The sequence below is a fragment of the Wolbachia endosymbiont of Glossina morsitans morsitans genome (assembly GCF_000689175.1).
GTDB lineage: Bacteria > Pseudomonadota > Alphaproteobacteria > Rickettsiales > Anaplasmataceae > Wolbachia > Wolbachia pipientis.
Map to the genome: position 1 here is coordinate 1 of NZ_AWUH01000007.1, position 17,079 is coordinate 17,079.

Sequence of the window (17,079 nt, forward strand, 5' to 3'; positions counted from 1 at the left end):
GATAAATTCGCACAATGTGCTGCAAATAGCGTTTTTGCAACCACAGCAAGCTATTAGAATGCTAACTATTGCTTTTTATGAAGAAAAGCAAAAACTTCAGAAAATTGGTTTTTACGGCTCTCAGGCTCAACTGATTGCTGCAATGAACCCTTGCAGGTGCCGTTATTTAGGTGATGCAAGCAGATCGTGCAACAAAGCTCCAAAGTGTGGCACAGATTACAAAAACAAAGTATCAGGCCCATTGCTTGATAGAACAGACATATGCATTGAAATGCCAAACGTTAGCATACTCTCTCCTGAAATCTCTGTGGAGGGAGAAAGTACTAAAATCATAAGAGAAAGAGTGATAGCAGCAAGAAAAGTTCAAACTGAGCGCTATAGTGAATTAAATATTCGTTGCAATTCAGAAGTAAGCGGTGAAGCATTTAATAAATTTACTGAACCAGATCAGGCAGGGTTAGAATTGCTGAAATACGTACTGAAAGAAAATTACATTTCCAATCGAGGCTACACACGCGTATTAAAATTTGGAAGAACTATTGCAGATCTTGCAAAAAGTGAAGAAGTAAAAAGAGCACACATTGGTGAAGCGCTCAATTACAGAATAAAGGTATATTAAAAAATTAGTTTACTTGACAGGCAATTTTTTTTACTATATGCTTCCTTAATGAAATTTTAAGATTCTATTTAAGGAGTAGAGTTATGGCATTAACAAATTATGAGTATGGAAAAGGGGATGGCATTTTTCATACTATTTCAGAAGGATATATACGAGCTGAAAAATACTGGGGAATTCCCGGTGCTGCTGGTGGAGCTGGTCAGTACGCTATGCATAATAAAGGGAGAACAGCATTATTTCCGCTTGCAGTAGCAAGTATTGTCTTTACAGCATGGCATATGAAAGCAGGCTTTGTTAGTGCAGCAGAAGCTTCTGGGTTTCTTGCTAAGACTGCCAGTTACTTTGTTGGAACAAATCAAGCAATAGCTGCTTCATTACCTGGATTTATCGGAACAGGTGTTGCTGGTCAGATAGTTGCGGGTGCCATAATGGCAATTGCTGCAGTTGCTGCTGTTTATGGAACATATCAAGTTGCCTCAAAATTAAAAGATGTTGCAGTTGGAGCATTGAAAGGGAAAGATCAGACAATATAATAATCTTCAACAAAATAAAAAGGGATAGCTTTCTGTCCCTTTTTATAAACGTTTTCTATTTTTTGCATCGGTTAAATGATGTCATCTAAGAATCTAGTTGTTGTAATTAACGGCACTTATTAGTATAAATGTTAAGAATAAGTAAATCCCGTTTACTATTTACGCCTATAGAAGTGAAAAGTATTTGCATATTATTTAAAAAGCGGTAACTTATTATCAAGTGAATTCGCTAAATTTGAGTAATTTAAATGTCTATTGATCTTAGTCTGCCGGAGTTGCCTATATTACACCCGAGGATTACCGTTGTGGGAGTGGGTGGTGCTGGTGGAAATGCTGTGAATAACATGATCCAATCTAATTTGCAAGGAGTGAATTTTGTTGTCGCAAATACCGATGCTCAAGCACTGGAAAAGTCGTTATGTGATAAAAAAATTCAGCTTGGCATTAATTTAACTAAGGGGCTTGGTGCTGGTGCTTTGCCTGATGTTGGCAAAGGTGCAGCAGAAGAGTCAATTGATGAGATTATGGAGCATATAAAAGATAGTCATATGCTTTTCATCACAGCAGGAATGGGCGGTGGTACTGGAACCGGTGCAGCACCGGTAATTGCAAAAGCAGCCAGAGAAGCAAGAGCCGCAGTTAAGGATAGAGCGCCAAAAGAAAAAAGAATATTGACTGTTGGAGTTGTAACTAAACCGTTCGGTTTTGAAGGTGTGCGCCGTATGCGCATTGCAGAGCTTGGACTTGAAGAACTGCAAAAATACGTGGATACACTTATTGTCATTCCAAATCAGAATTTATTTAGAATTGCAAATGAAAAAACTACATTTTCTGATGCATTTAAACTTGCTGATAATGTTCTGCACATTGGTATCAGAGGAGTAACTGGCTTGATGGTCATGCCAGGGCTTATCAATCTTGACTTCGCTGATATAGAAACAGTAATGAGCGAGATGGGCAAAGCGATGATCGGCACCGGAGAGGCAGAAGGAGAAGATAGAGCAATTAGTGCTGCAGAGGCTGCAATATCTAATCCATTGCTTGATAATGTATCAATGAAAGGTGCGCAAGGAATATTAATTAACATTACTGGTGGCGGAGATATGACTCTGTTTGAAGTTGATGCTGCAGCTAATAGAGTGCGTGAAGAAGTAGATGAAAATGCAAATATAATATTTGGTGCTACTTTTGATCAAGCGATGGAGGGAAGAGTTAGAGTTTCTGTTCTTGCAACTGGCATTGATGGTCGCAATAATAAATCAGAAACTTCACCTATAAGTCAGAGCGAAGACTCAGAGAAAGAGAAATTTAAGTGGCCATATAGTCAAAGTGAAAGTACACAAGACAAAACACTGGAAACAAAACCAGCTGAACAGGTAAGCGAAGGAGCTAAGTGGGGCAGCAATATCTATGATATACCAGCTTACTTAAGAAGAAAAAAATAATGCAATTTTGGCTACTTAAGTCAGAGCCAAGTGGATACTCATGGCAAAAAGTGGAAAAGGAGCAGGTAGTTGAGTGGGATGGTGTGCGCAATTATCAAGCTCAAAGTTACATGAAAATTATGAAAGCAAGCGATCTTGCGTTTTTTTATCATACAGGTAAAGAGAAAGCAATACTTGGAATCGTTGAAGTATTTAAAGAGTATTATCATGTTAATGATCCCAAGTTCGGATTAGTGAATGTAAAGTTTTTGAAACCTTTAAATAACCAAGTAACGTTAAATAATATAAAACAAAACCCACTTTTGAAAAATATGATTATATTAAAACAACCACGTTTATCAATTGCCCCAGTTTCGGAAATTGAATGGAATGAAATAATAAGGATGAGTGATGTGTAATACCTGTCATTTCAGTTCCTAAATGATGTCATCTCAGCACGCAACGCACAGCTGTATGAATATTTGTCTCGAAGGCAGTGCATTAAACGTTATAGCCGATTTTGCATCAAACACAAAGGTGTCATTCCAGTGCTTGACACTGGAATCCAGCCTTAATGCAACCACATTAAAGCCGTTGCGTTTTGATATAAGATTAGCTACTTTTATACTCACTAACTTGATGTCTAATCAAAATTCCTGGATCCCAGTGCCTAGACACTGGTATGACATCCTTCTAGTGTACAATATTCGTACAGTTGTGTACATGACACAAGGGTCTATAACTCTTCTTTTTTGGATTCCAGTGTCAGCTATTTGCATGACACCCTTACTGATGTGTCACTCATGTTAGAAGTAAATATTCTTGACAAGAAATGGTGCAGCATTATAGAAAATCCTAAAAATTTTGTATTAGGTGTCATCAATGCTTCTCTAAAAGAATTAAAAATATACCACTATAAACCAAATATATCAATAGCTCTGGCTGATGATGACTTGCTACATCAACTTAATTTAAAATTTAGAGAAATGGATAAGCCAACTAACGTACTATCATTTCCGTATGAACAATTGTCTAATGAGTGCGATTTAGGAGACATAGCAATTTCAATAGACACAATAAAAAGAGAATCGCATGAGTATTGTATACCCATTCTTGCTCACATTGCACACATGTTAGTGCATGGATTACTGCATTTACTTGGTTATGATCACCAAAAAAAAGATGAAGAAATTATAATGAAAAATCTAGAAAGAGAGATTTTAGCTTCGCTTGGCTACAATATGTGCACGATTTAAAAGGAATTTTATAAAAATATAGTAGATGATAATAAAATATGTTATCTACAAAGGGTTTTAGCTATAAACAATAAAAGGTAAGTGATATGGTTCAGTTTTCTTTGCCAAAGAATTCTAAAATTAATCAAAAGGGCAAAATTTATCCTATTCCTGCTAGAGCAAAAAACATCAGAAGATTTCAAATTTACCGTTGGTCTGCTGATGACGAGAAAAACCCTAGAATAGACACATTTTTTATTGATATGGATAATTGTGGCCCTATGGTACTTGATGCATTAATAAAAATAAAGGATGAAATAGATTCGACTTTAACTTTCAGACGTTCTTGTAGAGAAGGCATATGTGGATCTTGTGCCATGAATATTGACGGAACCAATACTCTTGCATGTACTAGATCTATACATGATATAAAAGGTGACGTAAAAATATATCCATTACCTCACATGTATGTAATAAAGGACCTAGTCTCGGATTTGAGCCAATTTTATGAGCAATACAAATCAATTAAACCTTGGTTACAAGCAGATAAGCCTGCCCTACCAAATAGAGAATACTCTCAATCTTCTGAAGATAGAAAAAAATTAGATGGCTTGTCCGACTGTATATTATGTGCTTGCTGTTCGACTGGTTGCCCAAGCTACTGGTGGAATAGTGATAAATTTTTAGGACCAGCAATACTATTACAAGCTTACAGATGGATTGCTGACAGCCGTGATAATAAGACAGGTGAAAGACTTGATGTTTTAAACGACCCATTCAAGTTGTATCGTTGTCATACAATAATGAATTGCACAAAAACTTGTCCTAAAGGACTTAATCCAGCAAGAGCAATAGCGAAAGTAAAACAGCTCATGGTAGAGAGAGAAGGAGTTTAAGTATTATCTTTTGCATTCTTCGTAAGAGAACAGCAAACCTTCCGAAGCGTAGGGTATTGTTAATACCCTGAACGCTTTTCCATTCGTGAAATGCATCATATCATCATACGATTCAAATAATTTTTTGAACAACTCATGTCTTTGATTACTAATAGTTTGAAAATCCTCTTTTTCTAAAAGCTTTTTAGATTCGCAGAGGTAAAGCATAACTTCATGATAAGTTGGGTAAGATGCCAAAAATTTTGGGTCAAATTGAAAGGTTTTTATAAAAGCATTATTATAAAATTTTAGCTTTTGATTCTTACTATATATTACTATAGCAACCGGTAACCTCTCAAGCAAATTTTTCTGTGTAGCTAAATAACTGTTTAATTCAGTATATAATTTCTCTGCATCACTAACATCTTTCCCATACATTACTATGCTACCAGAACCTTGTATTGGAATTTTAACAAAATCGAAAACCTTAGGTTCGTTCTTATAAGTTATGACATGTCTTCCTGGTTTTGTGCTATGAGCGCTACCGGTAATAGCAAATTTCTTAGAACCATCTACATATTTATCATAAAACAAGTTATAAAATTCCACCTTTCTACTCTTGTTATATCTTAGTATTGGAAATGGTAAAGAGTTGAAAACGTTTTTATAGCTCTCCACTTCCTGTGTAAGCTTACTATTTTCTAACGCAAGTCCGTTAGCCTTTATCTTACAGTCTGAGACATTCCTTATCCATAACAGCACACCTATCACATTGTTAAAATCATCTATTATGCTTCTACCGTAACATATGCAATAAACCTCACTGTCTTTTGACTTTAAATCTAGAGTAAAAGATTTATTTATTTCCTTTGCCTCAACAAAATTTTTGATTAAGCTTTCTGATTGCTCAAAAAAATTCACAAACTCATTAAATGAGTAAAAAACAGTATTAAGCAAAATTAGTAAATTGGGAGAGAACTTTTCTATACGTTTTTTTGCATCCCAAATATAAAACCCATCATTCACAGTATCAATTAAATTATTTATGATAACATTTTGATGCTGTAAGTTCTTAATCTTATTACTAATTTTTAATTTAGAATAAGAGAGAAAGAATAATATTAGAATCAATATTAAAACCACTTCATACAAAAAAAACATAGCACTTTTAAAACAAATGTAAAAATTTGTAACCGCTCAGAACTATGCTGAAGAGGTATATAAGTAAAGATTGCCTAACATTTGAAAGCCCAATCTCTTATAAAGGTTCACAGAAGATTTCATACAATGTGCTACTATATATTTGCATTCAAGCTGTTTAGCTATCTTTATTCTTTCGAAAACCATTTGGGTACCTATTCCACGATTCCTGTAAATTGGTAAAACTCCATCACTATAAAAACCAGCTACGCTGTCTTGAACATAAAGACCGCATGTCCCAATAATTTCATTATTTAGTGTTACAAGAAAAAATCTTAATCTTGAGTTCTTATCATCATAATTTGATAATCCGCGAAAAAATGTGCTGACAATTCCAACGCCATGATAAAAAATTTTAGAAGTGTGTAGATCTAACTGTTCTAAGAGGTTGCTACCATTCACAGCATTTAACCTCAAGTTTGGAATAACATCAGCAGGTAAAAAGTAATTTTTCATATTAAGTAAAGCTTTTTTTGGTGTGCTAACGTGTTTTATTTCACACTTTTCTAAAATATCTCTTATTTTCATATGTGAATTTATTACCCATGTTGCTTCTATATCTCTTGTTCTGAGATAATCTAGAGTTTTTTGTATAGAAAGCTCGGTACATTGATCTCCACAGAACACAAAATTAAATAATGACTCCCTGGTACCATTTATTGTAAATATGATATTATCAAATTCATCGTGTACTTCCCACTCAGATAAATTCGCTGTGTACAGTATATAATCCTTTAGATTTTGAACAATTAAGCTTGAATAATAAATTTTTTTATCCTGCATACACCAACAATAAACAATAAAAGGCTCCTATAAGAACACAGGCTAAAATTGCAGCTATAACGTCATCTAGCATAATACCTAAAGGACCTTTGGTATTTTTATCGATTAAATTTATAGGCCACGTTTTCATTATATCAAAAAACCTAAAAGAAAAAAAGCACAACAACAACGAAGAACAATTCATCTCTTGGGTTAACAATATCGAAACTAAAAGTATCGTCAGCAATTGACCAAGCACTTCGTCAATTACTACCTCTTTTGGATCACATGAAGTCTTGTAATGTTTTATATAATTACCTGTAGACCATAATCCAATTAAGAATAAAAAAGAAATAATTGCTGCACCTAAAATTTTGTTGCTCAGGATTACAGGAACAAGCGGAAAAGAAGCCAAACTACCCACAGTACCTGGCATTTTTTTTACTGTTCCAGACAGCCACCACGTTGATATTAATTTATATAAAAATTTCACAATATATCCAAATACAAAATTAACTTATAAGAACAGAAATAGTATCCTCTATAGAGGCGCTTTCATACAATAATCTATAGACCGCTTCACATATAGGCATTTTTATCTTTAGCTTTCCTGCTAAATTAAATATGGACTCAGCAGTGCTAAAACCTTCAATCACTGACTTGCCTTCTGACAAAATCTGCTGAACATTAAAGCCATTGTCACTATTACCTATTTTAAACCCAAAAGATAAGTTTCTTGAATTCAAGGATGTGCATGTCATAATTAGGTCACCCAGACATGCTGGCCCAAGTAGTGTATTTATATCCACACTACCGTCACCAATTTTTGCTGAGTATAAAGCCTTAATTTCGCTCATACTTTTCGTAATCAATGCTGCATGAGCATTAAACCCAAGTTTACTACCTAAAACAATCCCACACGCTATAGCAAAAACGTTCTTTAACGCTGCACAAATCTGTACTCCTATAATGTCGTTACTAAACTCCAATTTAACATTTTCTTGTTGCAGCTCTGATACTAGCTTTGAACCTAATGTGTTATTTTGGCATGCAAGAACCATTGAATAGGGTAATTTTCTTGCAACTTCTACAGCAATGCTAGGACCTGAAAAAATAGCAATAGGATTGTTAGGTAAAATTTCATTTACTATTTCACTAGGTAATTTTAAAGTAGACTTTTCTATTCCCTTACAAGCTAAAATTATTGCTACATCTTTTTTCAGATTACAATTATGCAATTGCTGACATACCTTCCTCAGAGACTGAGTGGGAACAGCGAGGATTGTTACTGAAGCATTAATTGTGTCTTCAATAGCCAATTTTACTGACACATTATCAGAAATTCGACAACCGGGTAGCTTGTCACTTTCTCTTTTCCCGTTGATTGATTCAAATGTAGTTTCATTGCGAGTCCACAAAATCACATCTTTCTTACTACCTAATGAAATTGCGATTGCTGTACCCCATGCACCAGCACCTAAAATTGATATTGCCACACAATATTCCTGAAAATATTACTTATACTTTAAAATAGTAGGATAAGTAAATTATAAATATAACACAGACATGTAGAATGGTTAAATATTTATTAACCGAATCTTTTAATAATAGTAACTTTAATTCAATATTTACTAAAAATATTATTACTATCATGGTATGTCTATTATATTTTAGATCTATTTATATAACTTTGGAACAATATATTTACTATTAATTAATAAGTATAATTTTGATCATTTGTTAATAAAAATTTGATTTATTACTTTCCTTAGTTATATATATTACTAAAATTATAAATTATTTATGCGGTGTAAAATATGGGCATATTATTAATTGAAGATGATCAAGTAAGTGCAAAGACTGTGGTTAACGCCTTAACTTCTGATGGACATTTCTGTGACATTGTTATTTCTGCACAAGATTATAACAATAATATGGTTTCCTCAAACGGAGATTACTATGAACTAGTTATTTTAGATATACACTTGCCTGGTGATATTGACGGATATGATATATTGCTAAGACTAAGAAGTGCAAAAATCAAAGTTCCTGTCTTAATACTTTCATGTATATCCGCTGTCAATCACAAAGCTAAAGGACTCGGGTATGGTGCCGATGATTACTTAACCAAACCATTTCATAAAAGTGAGTTATTAGCTCGAATTAAGGCCATAGTGCGTCGTACTAAAGGCCATCCTGAATCGGTGATAAAGATTGGTAATATAAATATCAATTTTGATCACAGGATTGTTGAGGTGAAAGGTAAAACGGTTCACCTTACTAATAAAGAGTATTCTATGATAGAATTGCTAGCACTGCGTAAAGGAACAGTATTAACTAAAGAAATGTTCTTAAATCATCTTTACAATGGCTTAGATGAACCTTCAGATAACAAGATAGTTGATGTTTTTATGTGCAAATTACGTAAGAAACTTGAAAGTGCAAATGATGGAAAAAGCCACATAGAAACCGTTTGGGGCAGAGGGTATGTTCTGAAAGAGTATATTGATGATGAAGAATATTCTAATGTTAATGTAGGCGAAAGTAGTGATGGCTATCAAGCAGAACAAGTGAAGGACAACGCATGAAATGCCTATACATTTAAATATAGCATGGCTTATATCGCACGTATCATGTGAACGCCTAGGTGAAATATAAGCCGTTCATGTATATCCGCTGTCAATCACAAAGCTAAAGGACTCGGGTATTGTGCCGATGATTACTTAACCAAACCATTTCATAAAAGTGAGTTATTAGCTCGAATTAAGGCCATAGTGCGTCGTACTAAAGGCCATCCTGAATCGGTGATAAAGATTGGTAATATAAATGTCAATTTTGATCACTGGATTGTTGAGGTGAAAGGTAAAACGGTTCACCTTACTAATAAAGAGTATTCTATGATAGAATTGCTAGCACTGCGTAAAGGAACAGTATTAACTAAAGAAATGTTCTTAAATCATCTTTACAATGGCTTAGATGAACCTTCAGATAACAAGATAGTTGATGTTTTTATGTGCAAATTACGTAAGAAACTTCAAAGTGCAAATGATGGAAAAAGCCACATAGAAACCGTTTGGGGCAGAGGGTATGTTCTGAAACAGTATATTGATGATGAAGAATATTCTAATGGTAATGTAGGCGAAAGTAGTGATGGCTATCAAGCAGAACAAGTGAAGGACAACGCATGAAATGCCTATACATTTAAATATAGCATGGCTTATATCGCACGTATCATGTGAACGCCTAGGTGAAATATAAGCCGAGTTCTGTTTATGTAGCTATTTATCTGGAGTAAATGTTACCATTTACCGCATGCGATTTACCCGAGTAGATATGAGGAAAACATAAAATCTACTTCTATTTAATCTTGCTCCTAGTGTTGGTTACTCGACTATCAATGTTGCCATTGCCATGGTGTGCTCTTATCACACCTTTTCACCCTTACCTAAGAATATTTTAGGCGGTAATTCTCTGTAGCCCTATAACTGGAGTTACCTCCGGCGGGCATTACCCATCACTATTTTTCCTTGGAGCCCGGACTTTCCTCTGCTATGTTTATCACACAACAGCAGCTACTTATTTCACCTAGGAACTATACTTTAACATGAAAATCACAAAAGCAAAAGACAATTTCCTAACAGTCTACATATTAAAAAACATTTAGACAAATAGCTAAAGGTGATATTCCGGCACATCATCACTATCCCAAGATAAGCTTTTTTCACTTTTAGACTCCGCTTCAGTTAATCAAGAGCCTGGTCCACCGCTTGAAGACGATGAGCTACTTCTTGATCGACTACTACTTTCTACTGATATACTATTTAGCACTGTTTCAGATTGATATTTAATAGTTCGCATTCTGTTACCAGTGGTAAAAATTTCTTCATCGCTACTTGAAGATGATCGCCTTCTATAACCCAAATCAGTTAGTTCTAATACAGGAGCAGCATTACGACCCTTAACATATCTATATGCTATGAATCCTATAATTCCAACAATACCTATTGCTCCAACCAAAGATCCCCCTATCATTCCTGCCTTATTAGACCCTATAGCAAGTTGAGTAGGTTGTGGTGAAGAAGTAGACTGAGGAAGTAAAGTCGTGGTGAATATAGGAGTTGTTGACTCTTTTGTTCTAGTATAGCCTTTCTTATAATAGTCCGAATGCGATAAAATATGTGTGTACGGCTATAGCAGGCCAGTAGCATATTACGGTCTGTTCGGATTATTGTAAAAAGATCTATACTTGGTATACTAAATACTGTTTGTGTAGTTTTCTCTGAGCTTGTTATTGGCGCAGTTGGTTCCACTGTTACTGTGCTTGTTTGAGTCGTTGATTCTGTTGAAGGTTTACTCATCGTAGAAGTCGACGCACCAGTCGCTGCTGTAGGTTTTACAGTACTTGTCTCAGTCCCTGAAGTTACTATCGGCACACTAGTTGACGTTGTAGCAACCGTGGTCGCTTGTGAACTAGTAGTTGTTTTTGCTACTGTCGTTGACTCCGTTGAAGGTTTACCTCTTGTAGAAGTAGGTGCAACGGCTTCCGTTGTCAATTTAGTAGTCTTCACAGCGTCGGTTTCTGCTGTGCTAGTAATTGCAGCAGTCGGCGTTTTCTTAGAAGTCACAACCGTTTCTGCAACAGTTATAGGAGCCGCGGTACTTCGAGAAATAATATCTGGCGTTAATCGACCGTTAATGATATTAACAAAATCACTGAGAGTTTTTATGCTATTTGCCGGTATTATTGTTGCTTCAGAAGATTTTCCAGAGCCGTTTTGATTAAAAGTTACAATATTTTCTCCACTTACCGCAGTTACGATAAAACCACCCTGACCGTTGCCTTTAATATATAATTGCTCTATAGGATCTGTAAATTGATAGATAGGAAAATCTGAAACTGATCCATTTTTAAGTAGAGTTGCTATATGTAACCTCTGCTCATTAGCTGATTGGTCATTTTTAAGAAAAGCAACTAGATCATTTCCTTCCGTTTGTTCAACATACTGCAAAAAGCTTATTTCATGTTCTCTAGAAAGAGATAGTGCTTTATTATCTATTTGACCTTTTCGATTACCAAGTAAAAAGCCATTAACTCCATTCTTCAGACCCTGAATCACTTTAGCCATATCAAATTTAAAAATACGTGTTTTTCTCACCTCTTGATTTTCCTAAGTAATCCTTTTGCTCACTTGCGAATAAAGCATCGTGTTTCCATTTATAGCTCTTTTTACAATAATCCGAACAGACCGTAATATGCTACTGGCCTGCTATAGCCATAAACACATATCTTATCGCATTCGGACTATTATAAGAAAGGCTATAATGCCAATTGCCCCTGATTATCAAAATTGAACAATTTTCTTTCTGTAACACCTTTTTCTCCAGTCAATATCTTAAATTTTCCGCTCTCACTTGACTTTAAGTACCAAGAAACTAAAGTTTGATCCTTTAAGTTATGGGCGATTACAATTACGTCACCATTACCAACTTTCACTGCTCTTGGTTGAAAGTAACTATTGCCCACATTTGCAAGACTATTATTATCAATATTCTTTTGTAATTTGTATTTATGGCTATAGCAGTCCAGTAGCATATTACGGTCTGTTCGGATTATTGTAAAAAGAGCTATAACTCCAACTTTATCTATTTCAGCTGAATCTTCTATTAATGTGAGAGATAATTGATCTTTGAACTCATTTGCTACGCTGATATTTGTACCACATTCGTATGTTTTTGATTGATATAATGGACTAATAAGTAATTTTACTTTACCGCTTCAATTAATTCTACGTTTGTTGGATTAAAACCTATCGCTTCTTTAATTTCCGGTGTATTTGAGTTGATCCCGAGCAATCTTCTTAATATAGACATAATTTTATTTAAAATATTAATAAAATGCTATTATGATTACTCCTGTGTGTTAATGTCAATGAAAATTTTAACTAAAATTAAAAAATTAATACAATATTTTATACGAAAAGGTAAATATAAGCTTGAAGAGGGCTAAGAAGCTTTATGCTATTTCTCAAAAAACCATCAGTTGCAATCATTGGTTCTACAGGTATAATCTGTTAAAGTTTGCACGAGTCTCATGAATGATAGAAAAAGAAGAGCAGTTTAGTTTTACATCAGAAAACCTCAAGAAAGCGGGAAAGTTTATAGAGAAGTATCCCAAAGGTAGAGAAGGTAGTGCTGTTATACCTTTACTATATCTGGTTCAAGAGCAATGCGGATGGGTTTCTGAATCTGCTATGCGTTATGTTGCTGATCTGCTGCATATTCCACATATTCGTGTATATGAGGTGGCAAATTTTTACACCATGTATAATTTAAAACCAGTAGGCAAATATCTAATACAAATTTGTAGAACAACTCCTTGCTGGTTGTGCAATAGTGAAGAAGTTTTAAATACCTTTAAAAAAAAACTTGGAATCAATATCGGTGAGACTACTAAAGATAATTTGTTCACTTTAAAAGAAGTTGAATGCCTAGGTGCATGCGTTAATGCTCCCGTTGTGCAGATCAATAATGACTTCTATGAGAATCTTACTCCTGAGAAAGTAGAAAACATCATAACAGAACTTTCAGGCAAATAGATGAAAGAAGAATTTTCATTCAAGAGAATCAAGCAATCAGGTTCTGCAAGAGTTGGAACAATTAACACTCCAAATGGAAGCGTAGAAACCCCCGCATTTATATTCTGCGCAACAAAAGCTGCAATTAAAGCTGCAGATATTGAAAGAATAAGTGAAGCTGGTACCCAAATCATACTTTCCAACACCTATCACCTAATGCTTCAACCAGGAGAGAATACTGTTGCAAAAACTTGGTGGTTTGCGCAAGGATGGAATGGGCCAATGCTAGCTGACTCAGATGGATATCAGATATTTAGCTTAGGCCACGGATCAGTTTCGGAAGAGATAAAAGGAATAAGAAAAAAACAAAAAACTTTGATCAAAATTAATGAGGATGGGGCAATTTTCCGTTCTTACATTAATGGTAAAATTTATTGCTTAACTCCTGAAAAATCTGTACAAATTCAACAGAAATTAGGTGCAGATTTAATCCTAGTTTTAGATGAATGCACTTCATTTCATGTAAGCAAAGAATACACAGCAAAATCAATGCTCATGAGCCACAGATGGGCTGAACGTTCTTTAAATGAATTTGAAAAAAACAATAATGGCAAGCAGGCACTGTATGGAATTAGTCAAGGCGGAGTGTATCAAGATTTACGTAGAGAAAGTTGTGATTTTATCAACGATTTGCCATTTTTTGGTCAAGCAATAGGTGGATCACTTGGTCAAAGTAAAGAGCAGATGCATGATGTAGTTTCTTTCACTATGGACCACCTGAAAAAAGACAGGCCTACTCATTTGCTTGGTATTGGTGGAATTGCGGACATCTTTCGCGGAGTAGAGCTTGGAATTGACACGTTTGATTGCGTGCATCCAACCCGCTTAGCAAGGCATGGTGGCGCACTTGTTAAAGTAAAAAACAGAAATTCTATTTCTTCAAAGTGCAAAGAGCATATTAATTTGCGGAATCAACGATTTGAGCTGGACAACAACCCAATTGAAAGTGACTGTTTATGTTTTACCTGCAGAAAACATTCAAGAGCTTATATACACCATTTACTGAAAGCTAAAGAGCTCCTGGCTTGCACGCTCGTTACCATTCATAATATTTTCTTTATGAATAAGTTAATGGCATCAATAAGGCAGGCTATATTAGTTGATAGGCTAGATCGGGAGAAAAATAATTGGATTAGTGAGACACCACTACACTGTGAATTATACACCTAGTTCATATTTTTCTACGCTTATTTTATATTCCCTAAAACCGAAAAAGCCTTCCTCTTCCTACTCTTTCTTCCTTGGCTAATCCATAGTTAGCGTTTTTTGCACATGTGCGTTGCATTTTTTAATCTTCTTTAAAAACTTGACAATACATGACAACACTGGTATGTTAAAAATATAGTTTTTGTGAGGTATTTATGATTAACAATAAAGAAAAACACCAAATAGCGTTTTGCGTTTCAGCCGTTACATTCTTAGCTGGGTTATCATTAATCGCAACTGCAATTGCAGTGGGTACCGTACCTGCTATAGCTGCTTGTCTAGTGATAGGAGTAATTTTGACTGTCTTGTCTGGTGTGCAAGCAGTAGAAAGCTATTTATTTTTACGAAACAGCGAGAAAACTTTGAATAAACTGATAAGTAATATACGCGATGAACCAGAAAGCAAACTTTTTATAGAAAGGATTTTGCAACCGTTCATTGAACTTTTTAGTGAGCTTAAGCAACATAATTAAAGTACACTAAGCTTTAAGCATAGAACCCACTTTATCGAAACTTGGCAATGATTCAATTTCTCCAATTGCAGCTAGAGTGGTTTTTTCATGCTGAGATAACAATTCTTCTGCTGCTTTTTTTACGTTAGCAGTGGTAACTGCACTAATTTTTTCTATTAATTCATTTTTACTGATGTACCTATTATAGTTACCGTAGTAGTGTCCCAATGTTTCAGCACGTGAGCTAACACTTTCGCGTGACATTAAAATTTGGGATTTTATTCGCTCTTTCACTCTATTTACTTCTTCTTCCCTCAGATTATCTTTCTTCAACTCTGTCGTCATAGATTTTAAAAGCTTATCTAAGTTACTACTATCTGTGCCAGCAAAAACGGAAAACATCCCTGTATCAGTGTAGCTGGAATTAAATGAATAAACAGAGTAAGCTAATCCCTGCTTTTCCCTTACTTCCTGGAACAGGCGTGATGACATTCCGCTCCCTAATATAGAATCAAGGACTTGAAACGTGTGATATTTTTCGTCATGGCGAGAAACAATAGGTAGATCAATTAGCAAGTGTACCTGATCTAATTTACGATGTTCTAAATACTCACCACCAGTACAGCTCGCATTTTGGCTTTTTTTCAGCTTTTTAGAATGAATCTTTGAGAGAAAATCTTTGGTTAATGCAACAACTTCTTCATGTTCAACATTTCCTGCAACGGCAAATAGCATATTCTCACCAAAGTAATGCTCATTTATGTAATTATCTAGATCTCCTCGAGTAAAAGATTTTACAGTATTTTGCGTGCCTAAGATTGACCTACCAAATGGTTGGTCTTTATAAGCTGCCTCAAAATATTTGTCGAAAATAATGTCACTTGGTGAATCATTAGTTTGAAAAATCTCTTGTATTACAACACCCTTCTCACGTTCCAATTCATCTTCTGGAAACGTGGAATTCATCAATATATCTATTAATATATCAATACCAGTTTTTATGTCTTTCTTGAGGACTTTTGCATAATAGGTGGTGCTTTCCCTACCGGTGCTAGCGTTGAAAACTCCACCTATGTCATCAAAAGCTTTTGCAATTTCAAAGGCAGTTCTTGTCTTCGTCCCTTTGAAAGCCACGTGTTCTAAAAAATGGGATATTCCATTTTGCTTTGCACTTTCTGCTCTACTGCCAACACCAACTCGTATGCTTAAAGCTACGGAATCAATATCACGCACCTGCTCAGTTATTATGCGCAGACCATTATCTAATTTTGTTACCCGGGGTATATTCATCTCATATATTCTTCTAAGTTCTCTTCTGCAAAATCCCAATTAATCAAATGATCAAGGAAAACTTTTATGTAGTCAATTCTACGGTTTTGACAATCTAAATAATAGGCGTGCTCTTTATGTAGTCAATTCTACGGTTTTGACAATCTAAATAATAGGCGTGCTCCCACACATCCATAGTGAGTAGTGGCACTTGGCCATAAATTATTGGCAAATCTGCATTTGGAGTTTTGGTGATTTTGAGCTTTCCTAACCTACCTTTTTCGAGCACTAGCCGTACCCATCCACTACCAAATTGGCTTACTCCATGACTCGAAAATTCTTCATAAAATTTATCAAAGCCACCGATATCGTATTGAATTTTTTTTGCTAGAAGACTACCATCTTTAGGCTTACCACCACCATTTTTTTTCATTGAATTCCAATAAAAAGTGTGATTCCAAACTTGTTATTAATTCCTCAATTTTTACATGTTGATAATCCGTATTTTCAACTAGCTCATTGAGATTATTTAAATATCCTTTATGGTGCTTATCATAATGAAAATCCAAAGTTTTTGCAGATATGTAAGGCTTAGGTTTATCATATGGTAATTCAGGTAAAGTAAAACTCATGCCAACCTCTTTATTTTTGACCTACTTGGATGGTAGGGCAATATATGCTTTTATGCAACATATAATTAATAGCTAAAACGTTTAGGTATCTAGTGCATTATTCTAAATTATACTACAATAACGATTATTATATAAGCCATAGAAATGGATTAAATGCAAAAGTTACTTGACACCCTTCGCCAGCCCCCTTATCATGAAACTGAAGCTATTGTATTTGCTTTCGCCAATCTGCAGATT

16 protein-coding genes, 1 other RNA gene and 3 pseudogenes are annotated in these 17,079 nt (G+C 34.9%); 12 read left to right on the plus strand and 8 right to left on the minus strand.

Features of this window, described 5'->3' with window-relative positions; all coding sequences use genetic code 11:
- From WGMM_RS00145 to WGMM_RS00170, 7 genes are all read left to right on the plus strand, one after another.
- Positions 1-619 (plus strand): magnesium chelatase subunit ChlI family protein (locus tag WGMM_RS00145; RefSeq protein ID WP_038248135.1); only part of this gene is annotated, 619 nt, incomplete at its 5' end.
- An 83-nt stretch (positions 620-702) separates the two neighbouring features.
- On the plus strand, positions 703-1,152 hold the full coding sequence (locus tag WGMM_RS00150; RefSeq protein ID WP_038248138.1) for a hypothetical protein: 450 nt from the start codon (positions 703-705) through the stop codon (positions 1,150-1,152).
- A gap of 248 nt (positions 1,153-1,400) precedes the next feature.
- Positions 1,401-2,597 carry a cell division protein FtsZ gene (ftsZ, locus tag WGMM_RS00155; protein WP_038248140.1) on the plus strand — a complete coding sequence of 399 codons (1,197 nt, stop codon included), beginning with the start codon at positions 1,401-1,403 and terminating at the stop codon, positions 2,595-2,597.
- Positions 2,597-2,995, plus strand: a complete 399-nt coding sequence (locus tag WGMM_RS00160) for an EVE domain-containing protein (protein ID WP_038248142.1) — start codon at positions 2,597-2,599, stop codon at positions 2,993-2,995. The genes ftsZ and WGMM_RS00160 overlap by 1 nt, the downstream gene beginning before the upstream one ends.
- 55 nt (positions 2,996-3,050) lie before the next feature.
- Positions 3,051-3,386: a WPE palindromic element domain-containing protein gene (locus WGMM_RS05400; protein ID WP_240991779.1), complete on the plus strand. Its 336-nt coding sequence runs from the start codon at positions 3,051-3,053 to the stop codon at positions 3,384-3,386.
- A complete protein-coding gene (ybeY, locus tag WGMM_RS00165) occupies positions 3,380-3,832 on the plus strand; it encodes an rRNA maturation RNase YbeY (RefSeq protein WP_038248146.1) in 453 nt (150 codons plus the stop codon). Before WGMM_RS05400 ends, ybeY begins: the two co-directional genes overlap by 7 nt.
- A gap of 86 nt (positions 3,833-3,918) precedes the next feature.
- Positions 3,919-4,707, plus strand: coding sequence for a succinate dehydrogenase iron-sulfur subunit (locus WGMM_RS00170; RefSeq protein ID WP_038248148.1), 789 nt, complete (start codon positions 3,919-3,921; stop codon positions 4,705-4,707).
- Between the two features lie 3 nt (positions 4,708-4,710).
- On the opposite strand, the gene WGMM_RS00175 is transcribed toward WGMM_RS00170, so the two are convergent.
- The 4 genes from WGMM_RS00175 to WGMM_RS00190 are packed head-to-tail and all read right to left on the minus strand — an operon-like array spanning position 4,711 to position 8,144.
- Positions 4,711-5,847: a hypothetical protein gene (locus WGMM_RS00175; RefSeq protein WP_038248151.1), complete on the minus strand. Its 1,137-nt coding sequence runs from the start codon at positions 5,845-5,847 to the stop codon at positions 4,711-4,713.
- A 42-nt stretch (positions 5,848-5,889) separates the two neighbouring features.
- Positions 5,890-6,669, minus strand: a complete 780-nt coding sequence (locus tag WGMM_RS00180) for a GNAT family N-acetyltransferase (protein WP_038248153.1) — start codon at positions 6,667-6,669, stop codon at positions 5,890-5,892.
- Complete coding sequence (locus WGMM_RS00185; protein WP_038248155.1) at positions 6,659-7,141, minus strand: phosphatidylglycerophosphatase A family protein; 483 nt, start codon at positions 7,139-7,141, stop codon at positions 6,659-6,661. Before WGMM_RS00185 ends, WGMM_RS00180 begins: the two co-directional genes overlap by 11 nt.
- Positions 7,142-7,160: 19 nt before the next feature.
- Complete coding sequence (locus WGMM_RS00190; protein WP_038248157.1) at positions 7,161-8,144, minus strand: NAD(P)H-dependent glycerol-3-phosphate dehydrogenase; 984 nt, start codon at positions 8,142-8,144, stop codon at positions 7,161-7,163.
- A gap of 321 nt (positions 8,145-8,465) precedes the next feature.
- On the opposite strand from WGMM_RS00190, the gene WGMM_RS00195 reads away from it, so the two are divergent.
- A complete protein-coding gene (locus tag WGMM_RS00195) occupies positions 8,466-9,236 on the plus strand; it encodes a response regulator transcription factor (protein WP_038248160.1) in 771 nt (256 codons plus the stop codon).
- A 75-nt stretch (positions 9,237-9,311) separates the two neighbouring features.
- Positions 9,312-9,836: pseudogene (locus WGMM_RS00200) on the plus strand (response regulator transcription factor); the annotation flags it as partial.
- A gap of 51 nt (positions 9,837-9,887) precedes the next feature.
- Here the strand turns inward: WGMM_RS00200 and rnpB are convergent.
- Positions 9,888-10,237, minus strand: an RNA gene (gene rnpB / locus WGMM_RS05240) — RNase P RNA component class A.
- A gap of 158 nt (positions 10,238-10,395) precedes the next feature.
- Positions 10,396-12,519 (minus strand): annotated as a pseudogene (locus WGMM_RS00210) (hypothetical protein).
- A gap of 224 nt (positions 12,520-12,743) precedes the next feature.
- Between WGMM_RS00210 and nuoE the strand changes: the two are divergent.
- From nuoE to WGMM_RS00230, 3 genes are all read left to right on the plus strand, one after another.
- Positions 12,744-13,244 carry an NADH-quinone oxidoreductase subunit NuoE gene (gene nuoE / locus WGMM_RS00220; protein ID WP_038248167.1) on the plus strand — a complete coding sequence of 167 codons (501 nt, stop codon included), beginning with the start codon at positions 12,744-12,746 and terminating at the stop codon, positions 13,242-13,244.
- The gene (gene tgt / locus WGMM_RS00225) at positions 13,245-14,453 is read left to right on the plus strand and encodes a tRNA guanosine(34) transglycosylase Tgt (RefSeq protein WP_038248169.1); all 1,209 of its coding nucleotides are present in this window, start codon (positions 13,245-13,247) and stop codon (positions 14,451-14,453) included. It abuts the gene before it with no gap.
- Between the two features lie 191 nt (positions 14,454-14,644).
- Positions 14,645-14,962 carry a WD_0736 family protein gene (locus tag WGMM_RS00230; RefSeq protein ID WP_038248171.1) on the plus strand — a complete coding sequence of 106 codons (318 nt, stop codon included), beginning with the start codon at positions 14,645-14,647 and terminating at the stop codon, positions 14,960-14,962.
- 6 nt (positions 14,963-14,968) lie between these two features.
- On the opposite strand, the gene WGMM_RS00235 is transcribed toward WGMM_RS00230, so the two are convergent.
- The gene (locus tag WGMM_RS00235; protein ID WP_038248174.1) at positions 14,969-16,231 is read right to left on the minus strand and encodes a M16 family metallopeptidase; all 1,263 of its coding nucleotides are present in this window, start codon (positions 16,229-16,231) and stop codon (positions 14,969-14,971) included.
- Positions 16,228-16,842, minus strand: a pseudogene (locus tag WGMM_RS00240) (superoxide dismutase). Before WGMM_RS00240 ends, WGMM_RS00235 begins: the two are co-directional and overlap by 4 nt.
- Between the last annotated feature and the right edge of the window lie 237 nt (positions 16,843-17,079).